Origin of the sequence: Methylopila capsulata, from assembly GCF_016907975.1 — a bacterium.
In the GTDB taxonomy this organism is placed as follows: domain Bacteria; phylum Pseudomonadota; class Alphaproteobacteria; order Rhizobiales; family Methylopilaceae; genus Methylopila; species Methylopila capsulata.
Genome location: NZ_JAFBCY010000002.1, coordinates 420,397 through 443,572 on the forward strand (window position 1 = coordinate 420,397; position 23,176 = coordinate 443,572).

General features: G+C 69.2%; 21 protein-coding genes and 1 tRNA gene. 13 read left to right on the top strand and 9 right to left on the bottom strand.

Features of this window, described 5'->3' with window-relative positions; genetic code table 11:
* Positions 1 to 11 precede the first annotated feature (11 nt).
* Positions 12 to 1,073: an ABC transporter ATP-binding protein gene (locus JOD31_RS07685; RefSeq protein WP_204949704.1), complete on the bottom strand. Its 1,062-nt coding sequence runs from the start codon at positions 1,071 to 1,073 to the stop codon at positions 12 to 14.
* A gap of 207 nt (positions 1,074 to 1,280) precedes the next feature.
* On the opposite strand from JOD31_RS07685, the gene JOD31_RS07690 reads away from it, so the two are divergent.
* Positions 1,281 to 2,252 carry a 2-hydroxyacid dehydrogenase gene (locus JOD31_RS07690; RefSeq protein ID WP_204949705.1) on the top strand — a complete coding sequence of 324 codons (972 nt, stop codon included), beginning with the start codon at positions 1,281 to 1,283 and terminating at the stop codon, positions 2,250 to 2,252.
* Here JOD31_RS07690 and JOD31_RS07695 read toward each other — a convergent pair.
* The gene (locus JOD31_RS07695) at positions 2,249 to 2,884 is read right to left on the bottom strand and encodes a queuosine precursor transporter (RefSeq protein ID WP_204949706.1); all 636 of its coding nucleotides are present in this window, start codon (positions 2,882 to 2,884) and stop codon (positions 2,249 to 2,251) included. The two genes, JOD31_RS07690 and JOD31_RS07695, sit on opposite strands and share 4 nt — an antisense overlap.
* A gap of 28 nt (positions 2,885 to 2,912) precedes the next feature.
* Entirely contained in the window at positions 2,913 to 3,221 is a 309-nt protein-coding gene (gene rpmB, locus JOD31_RS07700) for a 50S ribosomal protein L28 (protein WP_024816597.1), read from the bottom strand.
* A gap of 325 nt (positions 3,222 to 3,546) precedes the next feature.
* Between rpmB and JOD31_RS07705 the strand changes: the two genes are divergently transcribed.
* The 8 genes from JOD31_RS07705 (at position 3,547) to JOD31_RS07740 (ending at position 13,302) form a co-directional block, all read left to right on the top strand.
* A complete protein-coding gene (locus JOD31_RS07705; RefSeq protein ID WP_204949707.1) occupies positions 3,547 to 4,401 on the top strand; it encodes a DUF3108 domain-containing protein in 855 nt (284 codons plus the stop codon).
* 216 nt (positions 4,402 to 4,617) lie between these two features.
* Entirely contained in the window at positions 4,618 to 8,091 is a 3,474-nt protein-coding gene (locus tag JOD31_RS07710; RefSeq protein WP_204949708.1) for a helicase-related protein, read from the top strand.
* A gap of 5 nt (positions 8,092 to 8,096) precedes the next feature.
* A complete protein-coding gene (locus JOD31_RS07715) occupies positions 8,097 to 8,423 on the top strand; it encodes an RNA-binding S4 domain-containing protein (protein ID WP_204949709.1) in 327 nt (108 codons plus the stop codon).
* A 202-nt stretch (positions 8,424 to 8,625) separates the two neighbouring features.
* Complete coding sequence (locus JOD31_RS07720) at positions 8,626 to 9,315, top strand: carbonic anhydrase (RefSeq protein ID WP_204949710.1); 690 nt, start codon at positions 8,626 to 8,628, stop codon at positions 9,313 to 9,315.
* Between the two features lie 11 nt (positions 9,316 to 9,326).
* Positions 9,327 to 10,859 (top strand): SulP family inorganic anion transporter, encoded by a 1,533-nt coding sequence (locus JOD31_RS07725; protein ID WP_204949711.1) that lies wholly within the window; start codon positions 9,327 to 9,329, stop codon positions 10,857 to 10,859.
* An 86-nt stretch (positions 10,860 to 10,945) separates the two neighbouring features.
* Positions 10,946 to 11,284 carry a ferredoxin FdxA gene (gene fdxA, locus JOD31_RS07730; protein ID WP_204949712.1) on the top strand — a complete coding sequence of 113 codons (339 nt, stop codon included), beginning with the start codon at positions 10,946 to 10,948 and terminating at the stop codon, positions 11,282 to 11,284.
* A 336-nt stretch (positions 11,285 to 11,620) separates the two neighbouring features.
* A complete protein-coding gene (locus JOD31_RS07735; RefSeq protein WP_204949713.1) occupies positions 11,621 to 12,202 on the top strand; it encodes a CarD family transcriptional regulator in 582 nt (193 codons plus the stop codon).
* A gap of 230 nt (positions 12,203 to 12,432) precedes the next feature.
* Positions 12,433 to 13,302, top strand: a complete 870-nt coding sequence (locus tag JOD31_RS07740) for an RNA polymerase factor sigma-32 (protein WP_024816596.1) — start codon at positions 12,433 to 12,435, stop codon at positions 13,300 to 13,302.
* Between the two features lie 51 nt (positions 13,303 to 13,353).
* On the opposite strand, the gene JOD31_RS07745 is transcribed toward JOD31_RS07740, so the two are convergent.
* The 4 genes from JOD31_RS07745 to JOD31_RS07760 form a co-directional block, all read right to left on the bottom strand.
* Positions 13,354 to 14,136 (bottom strand): calcium-binding protein, encoded by a 783-nt coding sequence (locus JOD31_RS07745; protein ID WP_204949715.1) that lies wholly within the window; start codon positions 14,134 to 14,136, stop codon positions 13,354 to 13,356.
* Positions 14,112 to 14,789, bottom strand: coding sequence for a hypothetical protein (locus JOD31_RS07750; RefSeq protein ID WP_204949716.1), 678 nt, complete (start codon positions 14,787 to 14,789; stop codon positions 14,112 to 14,114). The genes JOD31_RS07745 and JOD31_RS07750 overlap by 25 nt, the downstream gene beginning before the upstream one ends.
* Positions 14,790 to 15,005: 216 nt before the next feature.
* The gene (locus JOD31_RS07755) at positions 15,006 to 16,346 is read right to left on the bottom strand and encodes a hypothetical protein (RefSeq protein WP_204949717.1); all 1,341 of its coding nucleotides are present in this window, start codon (positions 16,344 to 16,346) and stop codon (positions 15,006 to 15,008) included.
* Positions 16,347 to 16,413: 67 nt separating this feature from the next.
* Positions 16,414 to 17,706, bottom strand: a complete 1,293-nt coding sequence (locus JOD31_RS07760) for an adenylosuccinate synthase (RefSeq protein WP_204949718.1) — start codon at positions 17,704 to 17,706, stop codon at positions 16,414 to 16,416.
* A gap of 267 nt (positions 17,707 to 17,973) precedes the next feature.
* Here JOD31_RS07760 and JOD31_RS07765 point away from each other — a divergent pair, with 267 nt between their 5' ends.
* On the top strand, positions 17,974 to 18,846 hold the full coding sequence (locus JOD31_RS07765) for a VOC family protein (protein ID WP_204949719.1): 873 nt from the start codon (positions 17,974 to 17,976) through the stop codon (positions 18,844 to 18,846).
* Positions 18,847 to 18,948: 102 nt separating this feature from the next.
* Here the strand turns inward: JOD31_RS07765 and rpoH are convergent, their stop codons facing one another.
* Both rpoH and JOD31_RS07775 read right to left on the bottom strand, forming a co-directional pair.
* Complete coding sequence (rpoH, locus tag JOD31_RS07770) at positions 18,949 to 19,830, bottom strand: RNA polymerase sigma factor RpoH (protein WP_020187734.1); 882 nt, start codon at positions 19,828 to 19,830, stop codon at positions 18,949 to 18,951.
* Between the two features lie 165 nt (positions 19,831 to 19,995).
* On the bottom strand, positions 19,996 to 21,012 hold the full coding sequence (locus JOD31_RS07775; RefSeq protein WP_204949720.1) for an RluA family pseudouridine synthase: 1,017 nt from the start codon (positions 21,010 to 21,012) through the stop codon (positions 19,996 to 19,998).
* On the opposite strand from JOD31_RS07775, the gene JOD31_RS07780 reads away from it, so the two are divergent.
* From JOD31_RS07780 to JOD31_RS07790, 3 genes are all read left to right on the top strand, one after another.
* A complete protein-coding gene (locus tag JOD31_RS07780) occupies positions 21,011 to 21,397 on the top strand; it encodes a DUF6476 family protein (RefSeq protein WP_204949721.1) in 387 nt (128 codons plus the stop codon). The two genes, JOD31_RS07775 and JOD31_RS07780, sit on opposite strands and share 2 nt — an antisense overlap.
* A 138-nt stretch (positions 21,398 to 21,535) precedes the next feature.
* Positions 21,536 to 21,611: transfer RNA gene (locus JOD31_RS07785), tRNA-Glu, on the top strand.
* Positions 21,612 to 21,867: 256 nt separating this feature from the next.
* Positions 21,868 to 23,088 (top strand): hypothetical protein, encoded by a 1,221-nt coding sequence (locus JOD31_RS07790; protein WP_204949722.1) that lies wholly within the window; start codon positions 21,868 to 21,870, stop codon positions 23,086 to 23,088.
* The last annotated feature ends 88 nt before the right edge of the window (positions 23,089 to 23,176 follow it).

The following is a 23,176-nucleotide window of genomic DNA, read 5'->3' on the forward strand; positions in this document are numbered from 1 at the left end:
GTCGGGACAAATCAGATTCGGACGCCGGTCTCCGCATCGAACAGATGGACGAGGCCGGGATTGGGCGCGAGCATGATGCGGTCGCCGGGCGCTATGGAGATGCGCTCGCGGAAGATGCCGACGACCTCCTTCTGCCCGAGCTTCGCGAAGACCTGGGTCTCGGAGCCGGTGGGCTCCACCACCACCACTTCGGCGGGAAGGCCGCTGTCGGACACCGTGAAGTGCTCGGGCCGCACGCCGTAGATCGCCGGGCGCCCGTCGGAGGCCGCCGGCGCGCGCGTGAGCGGCAGGTCGACGCCGTCGTCGGTGCGGAACGTGGCGGAGCCGTTGGTCGCCACCTTGCCCTTGATGAAGTTCATGGATGGCGAGCCGATGAAGCCCGCGACGAAGGTGTTCGCGGGGTTGTCGTAGAGCTCCAGCGGCGCGCCGATCTGCTCGACGATGCCGTCGTGCATCACCACGATCTTGTCGGCCATGGTCATGGCTTCGATCTGGTCGTGGGTGACGTAGACCGTCGTGGTCTTGAGCCGCTGGTGCAGCTCCTTGATCTCGGTGCGGACCTCGACGCGCAGCTTGGCGTCGAGGTTCGACAGCGGCTCGTCGAACAGGAACACCTGCGGATCGCGCACGATCGCGCGCCCCATGGCGACGCGCTGGCGCTGGCCGCCGGAAAGCTGGCGCGGGTAGCGGTCGAGCAGCTTTTCGAGGCCGAGAATGCCGGCCGCCGTCTTCACGCGGGCGTCGATCTCGGACTGCGGCGCCTTCCTGAGCTTCATGGAGAAGCTCATGTTGTCGGCCACCGTCATGTGCGGGTACAGCGCGTAGTTCTGGAACACCATGGCGATGTCCCGCTCTTTCGGCGGCACGTCGTTCACGACCCGCCCGCCGATCAGGATGTCGCCGCCGGTGATGCTCTCGAGGCCCGCGATCATCCGCAGCAGCGTCGACTTTCCGCAGCCGGACGGCCCAACCAGGATGACGAACTCGCCGTCCTGGATGTCGACGCTGACGCCGTGGATGACGGCGGTCGAGCCATAGGCTTTGCGGACGTCGCGGATCTCGACGGATGCCATTCAGTGTCCTCCCTGCGCCGGCCGCGCTCTCGAGGGCGCCGCTCGGCAGAGCCGTCATACGCGATCCGCGCATCAGGCCTGCGCATATTGCACAGATGTTCGGGACGCGCACAAGAAATTCAAAAGACCCCTTTCACGTTTGATGATGGCCCTCGTGAGCGGCTAAAGTCCGCGCGCTCCTCGCCAATCAACCAACAGGATCGCCTCATGACGCGCCCCGTTTTGCTCCTGACCGGCCGTCCGCCGGAGGCGACGCTCGCTTCCTTGGAGGAGACCTTCGAGACCCATCGGCTGTGGGAAGCGAACCCCGAGGACGCCCTGCTGTCGGAGATCGCCGAACGGGTCCAGGCGATCGGCGTGTTTGGCAAGCGCCCGGTCAACGAGGCCCTGCTCTCGCGCTTTCCGAAGCTCGCGATCGTGTCGAACTTCGGCGTCGGCTACGACCTCGTGGACGCCGGCTGGGCCTCGAAGAATGGGGTCGTCGTCACCAACACGCCCGACGTGCTGAACGACGAGGTGGCGGACACCGCGGTCGGCCTGCTGATCGCCGCGGTGCGCGAGTTCGGGCCAGCGGAGGCCCATGTGCGCGAAGGGCGCTGGGCGAAAGAGGGCCCGTACCGGCTAACCTCGAGCCTGCGTGGGCGCACGGTCGGCGTCGTCGGCATGGGGCGCATCGGACAGGTGATCGCGAAGCGGCTCCAGGCCTTCGATCTGCCGATCGTCTACCACTCGCGCAAAGCCAATCCCGAGGTGAGCTTTCGGCACTACCCCAACCTCGTCGCCATGGCGCGCGACGTGGACACGCTGATCGTCATCATCCCCGGGGGGCCGTCGACCGCCAAGCTCATCAATGCGGAGGTTCTCGCGGCGCTGGGCTCGAACGGCGTGGTGGTGAACGTCGCGCGCGGCACCGTGATCGACGAGCAGGCGCTGATCGCCGCGCTGCGCGACGGCGTGATCCTGTCGGCCGGGCTCGACGTGTTCGAGAAGGAGCCGCAGGTTCCGGCCGAACTGATCGCGCTTCCGAACGCCGTGCTGCTGCCCCACGTGGGGTCGGCCTCGACCGCGACCCGGGCGGCGATGGCTCAGCTGGTGGTCGACAACCTCACCGCCTTCGCCTCAGGCGAACCGCCGCTGACGCCGGTTGCGGAGACGCCGTTTGGGAGGTGGCGGGGTTAGGGACGCGCTCGAGACTCGAGGGGATGCAGCGCCGTCGCGGCCTCGAACGGGCGGATCGCGCGCATCAGCGCGCCGTAGGGCGCGAGCAGGACGAGCGCGCCGAGAACCTTCACGAGGAAATCGAAGCCGGCGAGGCTGATCCATAGCGGAACGGCGACAGCGCCGCCGAACGGCGTCACGGGGGCGGACATCGCGGCGTCGCCAGCGAAGGCGAGCGTGAAGAAGACAGCGGTGTCGACGGCCGAGCCGAGGAGGCTCGCGGCCAGCGGAGCCCGCCACCACGCAAGCCGGCGCAGCTTTGAGAAGACGGCCACGTCGAGCAACTGGCCGAACAGGAACGCGGCCCCCGACGCGATCGCAATGCGTAGCGTCGCGAGCCCCAGGGACAGCAGCACGGCCACTGCGAAGCCGACATAGACCACCCGGCGCGCGACGGCGGACCCGAAACGTCGGTTGGTCAGGTCCGTGACGAGAAAGGCGAGCGGATAGGTGAACGCGCCCCAGGTCAGCTTGTCCCCAAGACCGAAAGCCTCGACAGGATGCTGGACCAGAACGTTCGACGCCGCGACGACCAGGGCCATCGCGGCGGCGGGAAAGATCAGGCTGACAGGATCGACGGCGGGACGCGCCATGAGGTGCGTCCTCCGTGAGACCGCTAGATCAGGAGGCGACGGCCTCGGCGGCCGGAGCGTCGCCGGACTTGGCGATCTTGCGCTTCAGCTCGCGGGCGCCCTGGCTGAGGTCGAGCTCGGACGCCTTCGTGAGGAAGGCGTCGAGGCCGCCGCGGTGCTCCACCGAACGCAGGGCGTGGGCAGAGACCCGCAGGCGGACCGAACGGCCGAGCGCCTCGGAGATCAGCGAGACCTGCACCAGGTTCGGGCGGAACTTGCGCTTGGTCTTGTGGTTCGAGTGGCTGACCTTGTGGCCGCTCAGCACGGCCTTGCCGGTCAATTCGCAACGCCGGGACATGGGTGACTCCTGAGATGTCGTGCCGGCCCGAACGAACGATCTCGTCGCGGACCTGATCGGTCCGCGCTTTTCGCGTCGGAGCCTCAAAAAGAAGGCCGTGCTATAGACGCCGCCGTCGCGGGCGTCAACAATTCGGCGACGTCCCGCGTCGAAAGATTCGGGATTTGCACCTAGCGCGCCACGGGTTTCAGGCGATGGCGGGCGGCCGGACGGCCTCACAAGGGGCACGATCCGGCTCTACATGCGACGGAAGCCTGGTCTTTTACGCCCAACGGCCGACGCGGTCCCGACTGGCCCGCAGGCCTCATCGAGTAGCCGATCGCAGATGCCCGTTCCGCACAAAGCCGCCGCCCTGCTGCTCGCCGCAACCATCGGGCTCGCAGCCGCCCCCGCCGCCGACGCCGCCGAAACCCGCGTGCGCGCCCGCTACGACCTGACGCTCGCCGGGTTCGGCATCGGTGCGGCCTCGATGCAGGCGGGGTTCAAGGACTCATCCTACGACATGAACGTGAGCGCCCGCATGACCGGCCTCGCGAAGTTCCTGACCGGGGGCCGCGGCGCCGCGACCTCGCGCGGAGCGTTCCGCGCCGACCACGTGACGCCGACCGCCTACGCCATCAACACCAAGTCCGGCGAAAAGGGCCAGGTCATCCGTTTCGCGCTGGTGTCCGGCGCCGTGCGGAACATGTCGGTCGAGCCCCCGCCGCGGACGGAGGGCATCGTGCCGATCTCCGACGCCGACAAGCGCGGCGTGGTCGATCCGGTCAGCGCGCTGATGATGCCCGTGGCGAGCGGCGGCGATCCGCTGGCGCCCGCGACCTGCGACCGCACGCTTCCCGTGTTCGACGGCCGCCAGCGCTTCAACGTGGGGCTGAGGTTCGACCGCTTCGAGACGGTGAAGCCCTCCACCCCCGGCCCCGGCCAGTACGAAGGCAAGGTCGTCGTCTGCAAGGCGGCGTATAAGGCGATCTCCGGCCACCGGCCCGGCCGCAAGCAGGTGGAGTTCATGGAGAGCAACAAGGACATGGAGATCTGGCTTGCGCCGGTCGCCGGCGCGCCCGTGCTGCTGCCGTGGAAGATCGCGGTGCGCACGGAAATCGGCATGGCGGTGATCGCCGCCAGCTCGTTCACGGTCGGCGGGCCCGCGCAGCGGGCGTCGATCGAGGGCAAGGATCTCTGATCCCGCCGTCGAGGCCTGAGGCTTTCGGCCGCACAGCGCGGTCTTCGGGGCTTCATCCGAAATCGCGAGTCGATTCAAGCCTTTGGAACGAATCGCGAATTTTCGTCAGGTCGCCGATTCGCCCCCCGTTCGTTCCAGACTCGTTCCGGTCGAAGACCGCCTCCCCGGACTCGCAGCGCGTGCATCCCGTCGCGCCGAGATGCTAAGGAGGGGTGAATGACCGATGTCGCAGATCTTGCGCCGGCCGCCGCCTCGGACCTCGCCGCGCCCTTTCGCGGCCGCGGCGTCACGGCGGTGCTCGGACCCACCAACACCGGCAAGACCCACCTCGCCATCGAACGCATGGCGGCGCACGGCTCCGGGCTGATCGGCCTGCCGCTGCGCCTGCTCGCGCGCGAGGTCTACGGCCGGCTGGTCGAGAAGGTCGGAGTCGAGAAGGTCGCCCTCGTCACGGGCGAGGAGAAGATCAAGCCGCTCGGCGCGCGCTACTGGGTCTCTACGGTCGAGGCCATGCCGCGCGATCTCGACGTCGATTTCGTCGCGATCGACGAGATCCAGCTCTGCGCCGACCTCGACCGTGGCCACGTATTCACCGACCGCCTGCTGAACCGTCGCGGCCGCTACGAGACGCTGGTGCTGGGCGCGGCCACCATGCGGCCGCTGGTGGAGCGGCTGCTTCCCGGCGCGAACATCGTGACCCGGCCGCGCCTGTCGCAGCTTCTGTTCGCGGGCGAACGCAAGATCACCCGCCTCCCCCCGCGCACCGCCATCGTCGCCTTCTCGGCCGAGGAGGTCTACGCCATCGCCGAGCTCATCCGCCGGCAGCGCGGCGGCGCGGCGGTGGTGCTCGGCAAGCTCAGCCCCCGCACCCGCAACGCCCAGGTCGCGATGTACCAGGCGGGCGACGTCGACTACCTCGTCGCGACCGACGCGATCGGCATGGGGCTGAACCTCGACGTCGATCATGTCGCCTTCGCCGGCGACCGAAAGTTCGACGGCCACCAGCACCGCCGGCTGAACCCGGCCGAGATGGCCCAGATCGCGGGCCGCGCCGGCCGCCACCTCAAGGACGGAACCTTCGGCACCACCGGCCGCTGCGCGCCGTTCGAGCTGGAGCTGGCCGAGCGCATCGAGGCCCACAGCTTCGACAGCGTCCGGGTGCTGCAGTGGCGGAACGGCAAGCTCGACTTCGGCTCGCCTGGCGCTCTGATCGACAGCCTGTCCCGGCCGCCGGCGGAGCAAGGCCTCACGCGCGCGCCCGACGCCGACGACGTCCGCGCCCTCATGACGCTCGCGCGCGATCCGGCCGTCAGGGACGCCGCGCGCGGCCGCGCGCGGACCGAACTGCTGTGGGACGTCTGCCAGGTGCCGGACTACCGCAAAATCGCACCCGCCCAGCACGTCGAACTTCTCGCGGAGCTCTATGGTTTTCTGAGCTCTGCGGGTAAGGTCCCGACCGACTGGTTCGCGCGGCAGGTCGCAATGACAGACCGCGCCGACGGGGATATCGACACGCTTTCCGCGCGCATCGCGCATATCAGGACCTGGACGTTCGTCGCCAATCGCACGGATTGGCTGAGCGCCCCGGACCACTGGCAAGGAGTGACGCGCGGCGTCGAGGACAAGCTTTCGGATGCGCTGCATGAGCGGCTCGCCCAACGCTTCGTCGATCGCCGCACCAGCGTTCTCATGCGCCGCCTCAGGGAAAAGGACATGCTGGAGGCCGAAATCAACAAGGACGGCGACGTGGTCGTCGAGGGCCACCACGTCGGACGGCTCGCGGGCTTCCAGTTCGCCCCGGACTCGTCAGCCGACACCGTCGAGGGCAAGGCGCTGCGCGCGGCGGCCTCGAAGGCGCTCGCCGGCGAGATCGAGGCCAGGGCCAACCGCTTCTCCAATGCGGGCGACGGCGACGTGGTGCTCGCCTCCGACGGCGCGGTGCGCTGGCAGGGGGAGCTCGTCGGCAAGCTGTCGAAGGGCGACAAGACCCTCAGCCCCCGCATCCGCATCCTCGCCGACGACCAGCTGACGGGCGCGGCCCGCGAGCAGGTCGAAAAGCGGCTCGACCAGTGGATCCGCGCGCATGTGCAGAAGCTGCTGGGGCCGCTCGGCGCGCTGGAGCAGGCCGAGGACGTCACCGGCGTCGCCCGAGGCGTGGCGTTCCAGCTCGTGGAGGAGCTAGGGGTGCTCGACCGGGCGCAGGTGGCGGAGGAGGTCAAGGGCCTCGACCAGCCGTCGCGCGCGGCGCTGCGCAAGTACGGCGTGCGCTTCGGCGCGCACCATCTCTATCTGCCGGTCCTGATGAAGCCGGCGCCCCGGGCGCTCGCCGCCCAGCTCTGGGCGCTGGCCCACGGCAAGGATTCCGACGGCAAGGTCGACGACATCGCGCACCTCGCGGCCTCCGGCCGCACCTCGATCCCGGTCGACGCCGAGATCGACAAGGGCGTGTACCGGGCGCTCGGCTACCGCGTCTGCGGCGAGCGGGCGATCCGGGTCGACATCCTCGAGCGGCTGGCCGACCTGATCCGGCCCGCGATCGCCTGGAAGCCCGGCCAGTCGGGCGCGGTCCCGGCCGGCGCCTTCGGCGGCAACGCCTTCACCGTGACGGTGGCGATGACCTCCCTCGCCGGTTGTTCCGGCGACGATTTCGCGACCATCCTGAAGTCGCTGGGTTACCGCATGGAGCGGCGGCCCAAGGCCCAGGCCCCCGTGTCGCCGCCCGTCGCCGCCGCGCTGGCGGCGCCTGAGACGGACGCCGCCGAGACCGCCGCGCCGGTCGACGACGTCGCCGAAACCGTCGAAACCGCCGCGCCCGACGTGGCGGAGCCCGACCTGTCTGTCGAGGGCGCAGCTCCCGACGTGAGCGACGAGGAGGTCGCGGCGACCTCCGAGGAGGCGAGCGCCGAGGACGTCGCGGACGCCGCGGCCGACGACGAGGCGGTCGTCGTCGAGGACACGCCGGTGTTCGACGCCGGCGATCAGGCGCCGGCGCTGATCGACCCGATCGACGCCGACGAGCCGGAGCCGGAAACGGTCGAGGCGGCGCTGGAAGACGAGGGCGTCGAGACGTCTGAACTCACGGCGGAGACCGCAGAAGCTGCGGCCGAAAGCGCCGCCGATACCGCGCTGGACGCGGCGCCCGACGCGGTGGCGACCGAGCCCGAGATGATCGAGGTGTGGCGTCCCGCGGGCTTCGGCCGGCGCGACAACCAGCGCCCGCGCGGCCGCGAGCAGAGCCGCGCAGGGGAGCCGCGCGGCGAACGCCCGCATCAGGCGCGCGGACCCCGTCGTGAGGGCGGCGGCGGCGGCGCCGAGCAACCGCGCCGCGAAGGCGGAGAGGCGGCCCGTCGCGACGGACCCGGCCGCCCGGCGGGAGAGCGTCCCCGCTTCGGGAGCGACCGCAACCGCGGCGAAAACCGGCCGGGCGGCGGCGAGCCGTTCCGCGGCCGCCGCGACGGCGGCCGTCCCGGACAGGATCGCCCGCGTCCCGACCGTGAAGACCGCGGAGCGCGGCACGCCGCTCCGCCCCCAGCGAAACGCGCCGATCGCGCGCCGGACCCGGACTCGCCCTTCGCGAAGCTTGCGGCCCTCAAGGCCCAGCTTGAGCAGGGTGGAAAGGCAAGCGCCCGCAAGGGCGGCGGCGGCGCGTCGGGCAAGGGCGTCGGCAAGAACGGCGACGCGGACGCCTGAACCGAATGGCGGGACCGGACGACGTCGCCCCGGTCCGCCTGCGCATCGACGTCTGGCTGTGGCGAGCGCGCGTGGCGAAGACCCGCGCGCTCGCGGCCGAGCTCGCGCAATCCGGCCATGTCCGGGTCAACGGCCAGCGGATCTCCGCGGCCGGCCGCGGCGTGAAGGTCGGCGACGTCCTCACCATCGCCCTCGAGCGGACCGTCCGGGTCCTGCGCGTCGTCGGCTTCGGCGACCGCCGCGGGCCTGCGACGGAAGCGCGCGCCTTGTTCGACGACCTGATGCCGGCGCCTAGGGAAGATGCTGCGTCGCGACACGACGAACTGGAATAACGCAACGATCCTGCGTTCCGGACCTCTCCTCGGCACGCATCGTTCGAAAGCTCATTTTTCAGGCGATTCTCAACGAATTCTAACCAAGCTGACGTTTCCGTGAGGAAGGTTGTCGGCCGACCGCATCGCCATTGTTATCGATGGAGGAGCGCAGTTTTGCACTGCAGCATACTTTCGTCGAACCCTTTGCGAGGAGCCGGACATGGCCGACATTTTCGACGCCGCCCTGCGTTTCCAGGGCGAAGTCTTCTCCAAGGACAAAGCGCTTTACCAGCGCCTCGCCCGGGACGGGCAGAGCCCGAAAGCGCTGGTGATCTCCTGCGCGGACAGCCGCGTCGCGCCCGAGCACATCACGCAGGCGGGCCCCGGCGAGATCTTCGTCTGCCGCAACGCGGGCAACATCGTCCCGCCCTTCGCGCAGATGAACGGCGGCGTGTCCTCGGCGATCGAATACGCCGTGGTGGCGCTGGGCGTCGCGGACATCGTGGTGTGCGGGCATTCGGAGTGCGGGGCGATGAAGGCCCTGCGCCATCCCGCGAGCCTCGAGCCGATGCCGAACGTGAAGGCCTGGCTCAAGCACGCCTCCGCCGCCCAGAGCATCGTCTGCGAGGCCTACCCGCCGGACATCGACGAGGCCGAGGCCTGCCGCGCGCTGTCGATGGAGAACGTGGTCGTCCAGATCAATCATCTGCGCACCCACCCCTCGGTCGCCGCCAAGCTCGCCCGCGGCGAGGTCCGCCTGCACGGCTGGTACTTCGAGATCGAGACCGGGACGATCTTCGCCTACGACGGCGAGGCCGGCCGTTTCGAGCCGATCCAGGGCGACCGGCCTGCGCCCGTCGCGGTCGGCCCCGCGCGTCCCGCGGCCCCGCTGTCCATCGCGGCGGAATGAGGAACGCGCCCATGAACCTCTCCGCTCTGAAACCATCCCTCCCCGCTTCGCTCGGCCGGGACCTCCCCGCGTCGATCGTGGTTTTCATGGTCGCTCTGCCGCTGTGCATGGGCATCGCCGTGGCCTCCGGCGTGCCGGCCGAGTTGGGTCTCGTCACCGGCGTCGTCGGCGGCGTGATCGTGGGGCTGATTGGCGGCTCACCGCTCCAGGTCAGCGGTCCGGCCGCCGGCCTCGCGGTCGTCGTGTTCGAGATCGTCCGCGAGCATGGCCTCGAGATGCTGGGGCCGATCCTGCTGCTCGCCGGCGCGCTGCAGATCGCCGCCGGCCTCCTCGGCCTCGGGAAGTGGTTCAAGGCGATCTCGCCGGCCGTGGTTCACGGCATGCTCGCGGGCATCGGCGTGCTGATCGTGGTCGTCCAGCTTCACGTGCTGATCGACGGCGCGCCGTTGCCGAACGCGCTCGAAAGCCTGATCGCCATTCCCGCCGCCTTCGGCGACGTGATGCGGCTCACCACGGTGAAGGGGCCGGCGGCGCTGGCGGTCGGCCTCACGACCATTCTCGCGATGATCGGCTGGGAAAAGCTCCGCCCCGCGAACCTCAGGCTCATCCCCGGCGCGCTCGTGGGCGTGGCGGCGGGCACGGCGCTCGCCGCGGCTTTCGCATTGCCGATCAAGCGGGTCGAGATTCCGGACTCGATCCTCGGCGGCCTCAAGCTCACGGACGCCGCGGGTCTTGCGGGGCTGATGGCGCCCGGCCCGCTGCTCGCGGCCGTCATCATCGCCGTGATCGCCAGCGCCGAAACGATGCTGTCCGCAGCGGCCGTCGACAAGATGCACACCGGCCCGCGCACCGCCTACGACCGCGAGCTCTCCGCGCAGGGCGTCGGCAACGCGATCTGCGGCGCGCTGGGCGCCCTGCCGATGACCGGCGTGATCGTGCGCTCCTCCGCCAATGTGCAGGCCGGCGCCATCTCGCGCTGGTCCGCGATCCTGCACGGCCTGTGGATCCTGGCCTTCGTCGCGGCGATCCCGTGGGCGCTGGAGGTGGTGCCGACCGCGGCCCTCGCCGGCATCCTGATCGTCACCGGCTGGCGTCTCGTCAGCGTGGAGCATGCCCGCGGCCTGTTCCGACGCCACGGCGCGCTGCCCGCCGCGGTGTGGGCCGCGACGCTGATCGTCGTGGTCGCCGTGGACCTGCTCACCGGCGTGCTGGTGGGCCTCGCGCTCGCGGGGATCGAGATCCTGCCGCACCTCAAGCGCCGCTACCTCGTCGTGCGCCGCCACGACACCGCGGACGGCGGCGTCGACATGCGGCTCGCGGGGGCCGCGACCTTCCTCCAGCTCCCCCAGCTCGAGAAGGAGCTCGCCGCCGTGCCAGAGGGCGCGACCGTCACGCTGCGGACCAGCCGCCTCTCCTACATCGACCACACCACATCGGAGATGATCGCGGATTGGGCCGAGCGCCGCAAAGGCGGAACGCGGATGCCGGTCGACCATTCGGCCCCCAGCCACGAGCGGAGGCTGGCGAACGCCCTCCCAGCCTGAGCCGCGACAGGCGGACGCGCCCCTCGCCCGCCCTTGCGAAGCGCGGGCGCGTCCGCTACGTCACGCGAGCGAACCGGGAGACTGGCATGACCTACGTGGTCACCGACAACTGCATCCGCTGCAAATACACGGACTGCGTGGAGGTGTGCCCCGTCGACTGCTTCTATGAAGGCGAGAACATGCTCGTCATTCATCCCGACGAGTGCATCGACTGCGGCGTCTGCGAGCCCGAATGTCCGGCCGAGGCCATCAAGCCGGACACCGAGCCGGGGCTGGAAAGCTGGATCAAGCTGAACGGCGAGTACGCCAAGAGCTGGCCGAACATCACCGTCAAGCGCGACCCGCCGGACGACGCCAAGGAGTTCGACGGCAAGACGAACAAGCTCGAGGAATATTTCTCTCCCGAGCCGGGCCAAGGCGACTGACGCTTCCCCCACGCGCTGCAGGGCTGTTGCGCGCGTGCATCTCTTCGTTGATTTTCGCGCCCGTTCGTGCTATCCCTGCACAACGGTCAAAAACGACGTGCGCCGCCTCGCCGCCATCCCGACGGCTTCAGATTTCGGCACAAAACCGAACAGGCTGAATCCTTCAGAGTCGCCTTCGGCGTCTGGAGCGCGGTCGTTTTTCTCTGACGAAACGGGGCTCCGGACGGCCGAGCTGGCTCTCGGACGTGCGGGTCTCGGCGCGATCGCCCCGGCGGTTTCCGGGAACGAGGGATGTCCTGGCCCGCGCGGCCACGACGAGACGGAGTTCAGAGCAGCATGAGCACCAAGAAGATCTCCCCGAGCCGGCATGGCTTCAAGCCGCTCGAGCACGTCGTCTATCCGTCGCACGGCGTCGGCCAGATCGTCGCGATCGAGGAGCAGGAGATCGCCGGCCACACGTTGGAGCTCTTCGTCATCAGCTTCGAGAAGGACAAGATGACCCTGCGCGTTCCCGTCGCGAAGATCACCAGCGCCGGCATGCGCAAGCTCTCGGAGCCGACTGTGGTCACCAAGGCGCTCGAGACGCTCACCGGCCGCGCCCGCGTGAAGAAGACCATGTGGAGCCGTCGCGCTCAGGAATACGAAGCGAAGATCAACTCGGGCGACATGATCGCGATCGCCGAGGTTGTCCGCGACCTGTACCGCGCCGACACCCAGCCGGAGCAGTCCTACTCCGAGCGCCAGCTTTATGAATCGGCTCTCGACCGCATGATGCGCGAAGTGGCCGCCGCCGAGCGGCTGAGCGACATCGAGGCGCAGAAGCTGATCGAGGCGCAGCTCGCCAAGGGGCCGCGCCGAGGCGGCAAGGCCGAGGAGGTCGAAGCCGAGGCCGAGGCCGAGCAGGACGAGGCCGCCTGATCGCGGACCGCCACCTTTTCGAAGAACTGCGAAAGCCCGGCTCCGCCGGGCTTTTTCTTTGTCCAACGCGTGCGCGCTAGCGCGTATTGCAGACCTTCAAGGCCTTGGAGCCCACCGATCACGAAACCGTGATCGCGAATCTCCAGTGGGGCCATGTCCTTTTTTGGGTCCCGCGCGTTTGCCCTCACGTGAACGCCGTCGCGACGACGGCGCCAACGGGGAGTGCCGAGATGTCGCAGATGGCTGGAGTTCGCCGCCGCTTCGTTCGGGCCGCCATGGAGGCGCCCTTCCTTGAGCGGCAGGAAGAACATGATCTGGCCGTCCAATGGAAAGACCAGAAGGACGAGCAGGCGCTGCACCGTCTCGCCGCCGCCCACATGCGCCTGGTCATCGCCATAGCGGCCCGCTTCCGCCACTACGGCCTTCCGATGCCCGACCTGATCCAGGAAGGCCACGTCGGCCTTCTGGAAGCCGCCGCCCGGTTCGAGCCGGAGCGTGAGGTGCGATTCTCCACCTACGCGACGTGGTGGATCCGCGCTGCGATCCAGGACCACATCCTCCGCAACTGGTCGATCGTCCGCGGCGGCACCAGCTCCGCCCAGAAGGCGCTGTTCTTCAACCTTCGCCGCCTGCGGGCCCGCCTCAGCCGCACCGGCGAGGCGATGATGCCGGGCGCGCTGCACACCAAGATCGCGGAAGCGGTCGGCGTCTCGGTCAAGGACGTCGCGGTGATGGACTCGCGGCTGTCCGGCCCCGACATGTCGCTGAACGCGCCGATGGTCGACAGCGATCCGAACTCGTCGTCCGAGCGGATGGACTTCCTGGTCGACACGCAGCCGCTGCCGGACGAGACGGTGGGCGACTCGATCGACGGCGAGCGCCGCGTGCGCTGGCTGCGGTCCGCCCTCACCGTGCTCAACGAGCGCGAGCTGAAGATCGTCCGCGCCCGCCGGCTGGCCGAGAACGCCGTGACGCTGGAAGCGCTGGGCGAGCGCCTCGGGATTTCGAAGGAGCGCGTCCGCCAGATCGAGAACCGCGCGCTCGAGAAGCTTCGTCGCGCGCTTGTCGAGCAGCAGCCCCAGGCGACCGCCGCGATGTGAGACGGCGCCTGCGGCGAGGTATGATCTCGCCGCGCCCGCCAGTCTCACGCCTCAGACGATGACGACGTTCGTCGCGTCGAGGACGCCGGTCAGGTTCTCGATCCGGGCGAACGCCACCCAGCCGCCGTCGCCCTCGGCGTCGTAGGCGATCTCGCCCGTCCGCGCGTCGAACAGCAGGTGTTCGTAGATGTCGGCGGCGGTCATCGCACCCTTGGTGAAGGCGGCGAACGCCAAGTCGTCCAGCAGGAACCGGTCTTCGGCCGCGTCGAACGCGCGGATGACGTCCACTTCGCCGTTCGGCGCCTCTGCGAAGCGGAACGAGTCCCCCCCGGCGCCGCCGTCGAGCGTGTCCGCTCCCAGACCGCCCATCAGCGTGTCGTTTCCGTTGCCGCCTTTCAGCCAGTCCGCGCCGCTGTAGCCGCGCAGGAGATCGTCGCCGTTCGCGCCGATGATCGTGTTGGCGAAGGCGTTGCCTCGCAGTTGCAGGCCGGCTTCGCCCAACCCGCGCAGAACCTCGATCTCCTGGCCGGAGCCGAGGGCGAAATCCGCCGTCGTCCGCACCGTATCGACCCCGCCCTTCTTCGCTTCCTCCACCACGTCATCGGAGGAGTCCACAGTGTAGACATCATCTCCCACCCCGCCGCGCATGGTGTCGGCGCCGCCGCGGCCGATGAGAATGTTGGCGTTGGAATTGCCGGCCAAGTCGTTGTCGAGGGCGTTGCCGATCGCCTTGATCGCGGCGCCTTCGTCCAACCAAAGCCCTTCAATGTGCGCCCCGAGCCGCCAGTCGACGTCGGCGATCACGCTGTCTAGGCCGCCGTCGGCCCGCTCCACGATGGCGTCGTTCGAGCCGACGTCGCGGTAAACGTCGTTTCCTGAACCGCGATCAACCGATCTCCCCCTCCTCCGCCGAGAATGACGTCGGTGTAATCAGATCCGACGATACGATCGGCGCTCCCCTCCCGGCCGACCAGCACCGTCTGAAAGATGCCGCCGTGACCTTCGAAGCTTAGGGACGAGGCGTCTAGCGATGAGCGATCAGGATCGACGACCAACCACAACTGGCCGTAGCCGCCCCGAGCGCCGACAAAAACAACATTGAGGGCGTCGAGCTGGCTCCCCAGAAGGTAGACATTTCCCGACGACGAGAATTCGATCCGCTCGATGTTCGATATCTGCGAGTTCAGGTAATAGCCAGTATCGCCGGCGAGGAGCGTGTCCAGGCCGTCGCCGCCGTCGATGGTGACCCGGTCGCCGGACCACACCTCCGCCAAGATTGTGTCGTCGCCAGCGCCGCCGTCCAAGACGAACCGGTCGAGATCATCAGCGACCAGCAGGTCCGCGCCGTCGCCGCCGCGCAGCGTGTCGCCGTCGAAGGCCGCCCAGAGGGTGTCGGCCCCGCCGAGGCCCAGAAGCTCGTTCGGCCCAGGCGCCGCGCCGCCGCTGTCTAGCGTGTCTTTGTCGCCCGTCCCTCGGATCACAGCCATCGCGCATGCCCCCATCGCTCTCGAGCTTTCGCGAGGCATGGCCGACGCCGTCCGGAGCGCTCCGGATGGTCGAGCCGCGTTTGAAGCGTTGGAGACCCCGCGTTGCTGGGATTATACCTCGGTCGACCTCACGACACGCCCAAAAGACGCGCCGCAAGCGACGGTCGAGCGCCACTATCTCGGATTAAGCTTAATCTGTAGCGGCCCGCGCGCGGACTACTGCTGCGCGCCGGAGGTCGAGCCGCCCCAGGCGCCGAAGGCGTCGGCGAAAGCCTGGGTCCCCGGGGTGCCCTTCTCGAGGGTCAGCACCGCGCGGCGACCGTTGTCGTAGAGGATCGGGATGTCGAGCCAGCCGCGATCGCGCAGCAGCTGCTCGTTCAGCGTGCGCTCGTTCTCGATGTTCGACAGGCCGATCAGGAAGAAGCCGTTGGTGACGCGCACCGACAGACCCTGCACCGGCGCGCCGCGGGTGGCTTCGTCGGCCTTCATCAGGATGCCCGGCACGTTGGCGACGCCGGCGTTGGCGAAGTTCTCCGGCAGCCGGAACTGCACCTCGATCGTGTGGCTGGCCGGCAGGGTGGCGTCGGCGTTGCGGCGGATCGTGATCGTCGCCTGGATCTTGCGGGCCGGGATGTCGATGTCGCCGCGGATCGCGGTCTCGAGCGGCTGATTCTGGCCCGCGTTCACGGACTCGGTCCGCCACAGCACCGTGCCCTCAGTCTGCTCGCCGGACTGCTGGTCGGAGCCCTCTTCGTAGAGGATCGCGCGCTGGGCCACGAGCGGACCCTGCTGCGGCCGCGCTTCGGCGGGGGGAGCCGCGGGGGCGGCCGTCGGCGCGGCGGCGGGAGCCGGCGGGGCGGGCGCCGGCTCCGTCTGAGGAGCGGGCGCGGTGGGTTCAGGCGCTCGGGCGACGTCCGTCGACGGGGCCTGCGGCGCGGGCGCCGGGGCCGGCTCGTCGAGTAGGCGGTCGCTGTCCTTGCCGCCGTCGGCCTTGGGGGCGTTCTGCGGCGTGGAGGCCGGAGCGTCGGTCTTCTCGGGCTCGACCGACGCCGTCTGGGAGGATCCGCCGTTGAACAGCGCGGCGATCTGCTGACGACCTGCGACGGCGCCGGCGACCACTGCGATCACGACGAGCGCCGCCAGCGCGACCAGCAGTCCGGAACGCCGGGCCTTCGGCGCATCGGCGCGCTCGCCCGCGGCGCGGACGATGGGGCGACCGTCGGCGCGGGCCGCAGGGCGGTTCGCCGGACGATCCTCGGCCTTCGGCGCAGCAGGAGACGGCGCAGCCGTCTTCGCCGCGACAGGAGGCTCCGGCGCACGCGGCGGCTCGGGCGCGGCCGCCGGAGCGGGCGCGTGGGCGGCCTCGACCTTGCGGATCGCCTCTTCGAGCTGCATCCGCTCGCGGGCGATGTCCTCCTCGGCGATCGGAGGGTCGATGCTGCGCAACTGCCGGATGATCGCGGCGCGCGCGCGTTCATAGACCGCGCGCCGGTTCTCGCCCGTGTTGGTCTCAAGCCCCGCGACGGCGCGCGAGAGAACTGGGAAATAATCCGCCATGAATCAGGACATACGGCAGCGCCCGGCCCTCGTCGAGAGCCGGGAAGACACGGAGTCGCGCGGTTTCTCAGTCTTCGAAGGGGTCAGCCACAAGAATCGTGTCGGCGCGCTCCGGGGAGGTCGACACGAGCGCCACCGGGCACTCGATCAGCTCCTCGATTCGGCGCACGTACTTGATCGCCTGCGCCGGCAGGTCGGCCCAGGAGCGCGCGCCGGCGGTGGTGCCGGACCAGCCCTCGATGGTCTCGTAGATCGGCTTCACGCGGGCCTGAGACCCCTGGCTCGCCGGCAGGCGGTTGATCTGGCCGCCGTCGAGCTCGTAGCCGACGCAGACCTTGATCTCGTCGAAGCCGTCCAGCACGTCGAGCTTGGTCAGCGCGATGCCGTCGATCCCCGACACGCTCGCGGTCTGGCGCAGCGCCACCGCGTCGAACCAGCCGCAGCGGCGCGGACGCCCGGTGACGGTGCCGAACTCGTGACCGCGCTCGCCGAGACGGCGGCCGATCTCGTCGGTCAGCTCGGTCGGGAACGGACCTTCGCCCACGCGGGTGGTGTAGGCTTTCGCGATCCCGAGCACATAGCCGATGGCGCGCGGCCCGAGGCCCGAGCCGGTCGCGGCCTGGCCGGCGCAGGTGTTGGACGAGGTCACGAACGGATAGGTGCCGTGGTCGACGTCGAGCAGCGCGCCCTGCGCGCCCTCGAACAGGATGCGGTCGCCGGCGCGGCGGCGCTCCTCCAGCAGTTCCCAGGTCGCGGCGACGTAGGGCAGCACCTTCGGAGCCGCCGAGGCCAGCTCGTCGTAGATCGCGTCGACGGTGAGCTCGGGCAGGTTGAAGCCCCGGCGCAGCGCGTTGTGGTGGCTGAGCAGGCGCTCGATCTTGGGCTTCAGCGTCGGCAGGTTGGCGAGGTCGCGCACGCGGATGGCGCGGCGGCCGACCTTGTCCTCGTAAGCCGGGCCGATGCCCCGCTTGGTGGTGCCGATGCGGGTGCCTTCGCTGGAGTCCTCGCGCAGGGCGTCGAGCTCGCGGTGCACCGAGAGGATCAGCGTGGCGTTGTCCGCGACCTTGAGGTTGTCGGGCGTCAGCTCCACGCCCTGCCCCTGCAGGCGGCTGATCTCGTCGGCCAGCGCGTGCGGGTCGACCACCACGCCGTTGCCGATGATCGAGAGCTTGTTCTTCCGCACCACGCCGGAGGGCAGCAGGCTGAGCTTGTAGGTCACGCCGTCGATGACGAGGGTATGGCCCGCGTTGTGGCCGCCCTGGAAGCGGACCACGACGTCCGCCTTCTCCGACAGCCAATCGACGATCTTGCCCTTGCCTTCGTCGCCCCACTGGGCGCCGACCACGACGACGTTCGCCATCTTGCAAATCCTTCCGCCTGACCGGCCGAGGGCAAAAAAAAGACCCCGGCTCGGGAGAGCCGGGGTTCTCCCGCGGCTTGCTATCGGATCGGAACCGGCGTGGCAAGGCGGAGGGGCCGGAGAGGCCCGGCGCGCGCCCTGCGGACGTGCGCTGTTGCGACGAAATTGGCTTAAACTCCCGGGCGGAATTGCGTTGACGCAACGTCAATCGGGTGGCGAGGTTCGGAGAGCGAGCCGATATGTCGGCAAGCAACAGGATCACCCGCCATGGCCGACGCCGCCTTCGCTCCATCTGCCCTCCCCGACGCTCTGCGCCTCGGCCTCGCCGAACTCGCCGTGTCCGACATCGAGCGCTCCATCGCCTTCTATGAGGCCGTGGTCGGCCTCCGGACGCTCGACCGCGCAAGCGGCGTCGCGACGCTGGGCGGGACCGGCGGCTCGGCGGTGCTGCGGCTTGTGGAAACGCCGGGCGCCCGTCCAAAGCCGAAGGAGGCGCCCGGCCTGTTCCACGTCGCGATCCTGCTGCCGGAGCGGCGCGACCTCGCGGTCGTTCTCGCCCGGCTCGTCCGCAACCGCGTCCGCATCGGCGCGTCGGACCATCTCGTGAGCGAGGCGCTCTACCTCGACGACCCCGACGGCAACGGCCTCGAGATCTACCGCGACCGTCCCAAGGCCGAATGGCCCTACCGCGACGGCGCGCTCAGGATGGCGACCGAGCCGATGGCCGCGCAGGAGGTGCTCGCGGAGCTTTCGCCCGGCGCCGATCTGGACGCCGCGATGCCGGCGGGAACCGTCGTCGGGCACGTCCATCTCCAGGTCGGGGATCTCGCGGCCGCGCGCAGCTTCTGGATCGACGCCGTCGGCTTCGCCCTCACCACCACCTACCCCGGCGCGCTGTTCATGAGCGCGGGCGGCTACCACCACCATGTGGCCGCCAACGTCTGGTCGTCGCGCGGGCGCGGTCCGGCGCCCGAGGGCTCCGTCGGACTGCGATCGTTCGAGGCGATCCTTCCGGACGCGAACGCGCTGGACGCCGTCGCCGCCCGTCTGGGAGCGCGCGGCGTTCCCAGCCTCCGCGCCGAGCGCGGCCTGACCGCGACCGACCCCTGGGGCTCGACGATCGTCTTCGTCGCGCCGTGAACGCTTATCCAGACGCCTCGACGGACCAGCGAGAACGAAAAAGGCCGCCACGGCGTACCGCGGCGGCCCTCTCGATGTGACAGCGCGTGAAGCGGGGGCGGGTTAAGCCCGCGCCTCGATCTCCGCGACGTTCTTGCGGACGGCGTCCTGCACCTTTTCGAAGGCGCGCACCTCGATCTGGCGCACGCGTTCGCGCGACACGCCGAACTCGCTCGACAGCTCTTCCAGCGTCAGCGGATCGTCCGCCAGGCGCCGCGCCTCGAAGATGCGGCGCTCGCGGTCGTTCAGCACCGTCAGCGCGCCCGAGAGCGCCTGGCGACGGTTGTCGAGCTCCTCGTTCTCCACGAGGCGGCTCTCCTGGCTGTCGCTGTCGTCGACCAGCCAGTCCTGCCACTCCGAGGAGCCTTCGTCTTCGCGTAACGGCGCGTTGAGCGAGGCGTCGCCGCCGAGACGGCGGTTCATGTCCACCACGTCCTGCTCGTTCACGCCGAGCTTGACCGCGATCTGCTTGACCTGGTCCGGCCGGAGGTCGCCCTCGTCCAGCGCCGAGATCTGGCTCTTCGCCTTGCGCAGGTTGAAGAACAGCTTCTTCTGGTTCGCGGTGGTGCCCATCTTCACCAGCGACCACGAGCGCAGGATGTACTCCTGGATCGAGGCGCGGATCCACCACATCGCGTAGGTCGCGAGCCGGAAGCCCTTCTCGGGCTCGAAGCGCTTCACCGCCTGCATCAGGCCGACGTTGCCCTCGGACACGACCTCGCCGATCGGCAGGCCGTAGCCGCGGTAGCCCATCGCGATCTTGGCGACGAGGCGGAGGTGGCTGGTGACGAGCTTGTGGGCCGCGTCGCGGTCGCCATGCTCGCGCCAGCGTTTGGCGAGCATGTACTCCTGCTGCGGCTCCAGCATGGGAAACTTGCGGATCTCGTCGAGGTACTTCGAGAGACCGTTGTCGCTTACAAGAATTGGGAGTGCGGCCGAGGCCATATGCGTCTCCTTCGTCTAAGGCCCCCGCCCTTGCGGCAGGCCCGGTCGCGACCGCGGATACGCCGGTCGCTCTGTTGATCGTCAGTATAACGCGACGCGTGGCCGAAAGGTGTCAAAACCGCTTCACGGCGCCGTGCGTTTGCGCATGGCCGATCTTTGATCTTCTCAGGGATCCCGCCGTGCCCGCAGAGCCGCCGCCAGCGCCGCGAGGTCGCCGGGAAGCGCGCTCTCGAACAGCAGGGTCTCGCCGGTCGCGGGGTGCGCGAAGCCGAGCACGGCGGCGTGCAGCGCCTGCCGATCGAGACTCTCCAGCGCGGCGCGGGCGCCGTCGTCGAGCTTCGAGGCCTTGGTGCGGTGGCTCGCGCCATAGACGGCGTCGCCCATCAGCGGGTGGCCGAGCGAGGCCATGTGCACGCGGATCTGGTGCGTGCGCCCGGTCTCGAGCCGGCACTCGACCAGGCTGGCGTCGGAGGCTTCGAAGCGTTCGAGCGTCTCCCAATGGGTGACGGCGAACCGCCCGTCGCTGCGGATCGCGATCTTCTCGCGGTTGCGCTCGCTGCGGCCGAGCGGGGCGTCCACCACGCCGCGGGGATGCCGGGGGAGGCCCCAGACGAAGGCGCGGTAGGACCGCACCAACGGGCCGGTGCGGCCGTGGTCGGCGAACTGCGCGCTCAGCGCCCTATGGGCGAGATCGTGCTTCGCGACCACCATCAGCCCGCTGGTGTCCTTGTCGAGCCGGTGCACGATGCCGGGGCGCGCCACGCCGCCGACGCCGGACAGGCTCGTCCCGCAGTGCGCGAGCAGCGCGTTGACCAGCGTGCCGTCGGCGTGGCCGGCGGCGGGGTGCACCACGAGGCCGGCGGGCTTGTCGATGACGATGAGGTGATCGTCCTCGAGCACGACATCGAGCGCGATCGCCTGCGCCTGCGGCGCGGCGGGCGCGGGCGGCGGCGCCGCCACCACATAGGTTTCGCCCGCGTTGACCCGTGCGGAGGGGTCCTCTAGCGTCCGCGCGCCCGCCGACACGGCCCCCTGGCGCATCAGCGCCTGAAGGCGCGCGCGGGACAGGTCCGGCAGCCGGGCGGCGAGAAACCGGTCGATCCGCTCGCCGGCGTCGTCCGGGCCGGCGACGACCGACAGCACGCCGGGGGCCGGCGACCCTTCAGGAACGGATTGAGACATGACGGCGCACGGCGGCTCGAACGGAGCCCCTCTCGGTGATGGCGCGGACGACGAGGATCCCCGCGTCCAACGGGTCTACGCCCGCCTCCGCAGACTGACGATGGTCGGCGGCCTGACGATGGGCGTGGGCTTTCTCGCGCTGATCTCGGTGATCGTCTACCGCGTCGTCAAGTCGACGCCTGCGCCGACAACGTTCGTCGAGCGCGCGCTGGCGCTTCCCGAAGGCGCCCGCGTGGTCTCCACCGCCGCCGACGCCGGCCGCATCCTGGTGACGATCGAGCGCGACGGCCGCGTCAGCGTCCACGTGGTCGACGCCGCGACGCTTGCCGAGACCGGCCGCCTCGACCTCGCCCCCGGCGTCCCCTCCGCGCCCCCGCTGCGCTGACGCGCCTTTCGCGCCGCCTTTGTCACAAGGTCGGCGCGGGGCCCGCGGCGACCTTGTGGAGCCCCGCCGTCTTCGAATTGTCGCCGCCGAGGCTTGCCGCCGTCGCCGATCGCGGCTATAGGGTGCGCCGCGCGAAACGCTCCCATCGTCTAGCGGTCTAGGACGTCGCCCTCTCACGGCGAAAACAGGGGTTCGAGTCCCCTTGGGAGCGCCACTATACGCAAGTTATATTCCGACGTTTTTGTCTAATTGTAGTTAGCGCCAATCGGTCTTCACGATCTTGGTGAAGGACTCAAGCGTGCCAGAGCTGTTCAAAGTAGCGACGTAAGCATTCGACATCCGGCCAGACCGGACAGGTAAAATATCAGTCGGGCGTTGATTTGAAGATCTTTTGGTCTTGGCAGAGTGACAGGGTCTCGAAAACCCATCACTACTTCGTGCGGGATGCCTTGCGGGACGCTTGCGCCCAGATGGCCGAAGACGGGGAGTTCCAGGAGAGCGACCGGCCAGAGGTGGATCACGACACGCGGGGCTTGGGCGGAACTCCCGATATCGCGGCCGGAATCATGACGAAGATTGAGGCCGCAGCGGTGTTCGTCGCGGACGTGACGCCAGTCGCTGCGACAGATCCAGCGGCCCTGCGGCCCGATCTGGAAGAGGCTGTACGTCCCGCTCCGAAATATGTTCAGAACCCTAACGTGATGTCCGAGCTGGGATACGCTGACCGCGCGATCGGAGCGTCTCGGATCGTGCTGGTAGCGAACGCCTTCCACTACCCTGGCCCGGACGCGTTGCCGTTCGATTGGCGCCATCGGCGGGGCCCGATCACCTACAATCTCGCCGACAATGCCTCGACCTCCGACATCCGGGCGGCACGTGCGGTACTGAGCCGGTCCCTTAAGGCGGCGATTGAACCGCTGTTGAGGGAGATCGCTGTGACTACCGCTGCACCCGCACCACTCTTGAGGGTCGCGCCGGAGAACGCGGACTCTGCGGTGTGGCAGGGGGCACGCGACATTGTTCGATTCGTTCAAAACGGTGGGGACGCGTTCGCGAAGCTTGCCGAAGGCCCCAAACTTTACACGCGAGTTGCTCCGGGGGGGCAGTGGACGCCACCGAGCCGAAACGAGCTAACGAGCCAAATGCAGCGAGAAAATGCCTACCTGAGTTCGGGAGGTGGGTCGACTTCGGGCAGCAACGATAAGGGAGCGTTTGCGGCGACTGGCCTTTCCACTCCAGTGGATGGCATCTATCCCGCCCGCGGCATAACCCAATGGTTTCGCGACAATGGCGAATTCTGGGGAGTCGACACAACACCCTTTTCCTCAGATGGGGGGGTGGCGTACTTTGCATACCGGGCGACATTCCCGTGGATCGCGAGATTTTTGCAGGCGGCCATCGACGGAATTCGCCACTTCGCGCCCGAAGGTCCGATTGAAATCGAACTCGGTGCCAGTGGGCTGCTCGAGACTTACTTTCCAGGCGAGCTTCGCTTTCAGCGGATGCGGAGTGTTGGGGAAACTGCGGTCGTCAAGGCACGTCACACTGAGTGGTCAGCCCAGCAGCGCGCGACTCTGCTCTTCAAGTTCTGGAACGAAATCAAGGATGCGTATGGGCTCGCGCCATGCCCGGGGCGCACAGAGTACGAAGCCGAAACCCAGCACACTCTTCCTGCCGACCCAGACCTTTAGGTCTAAAGCGTAGCCAACCCTTGCCAACGCACAGTGCCGGTCCGGGCTACTGTGTTACTTGGGCACGCCGTACCGGCCCTCTGCACAG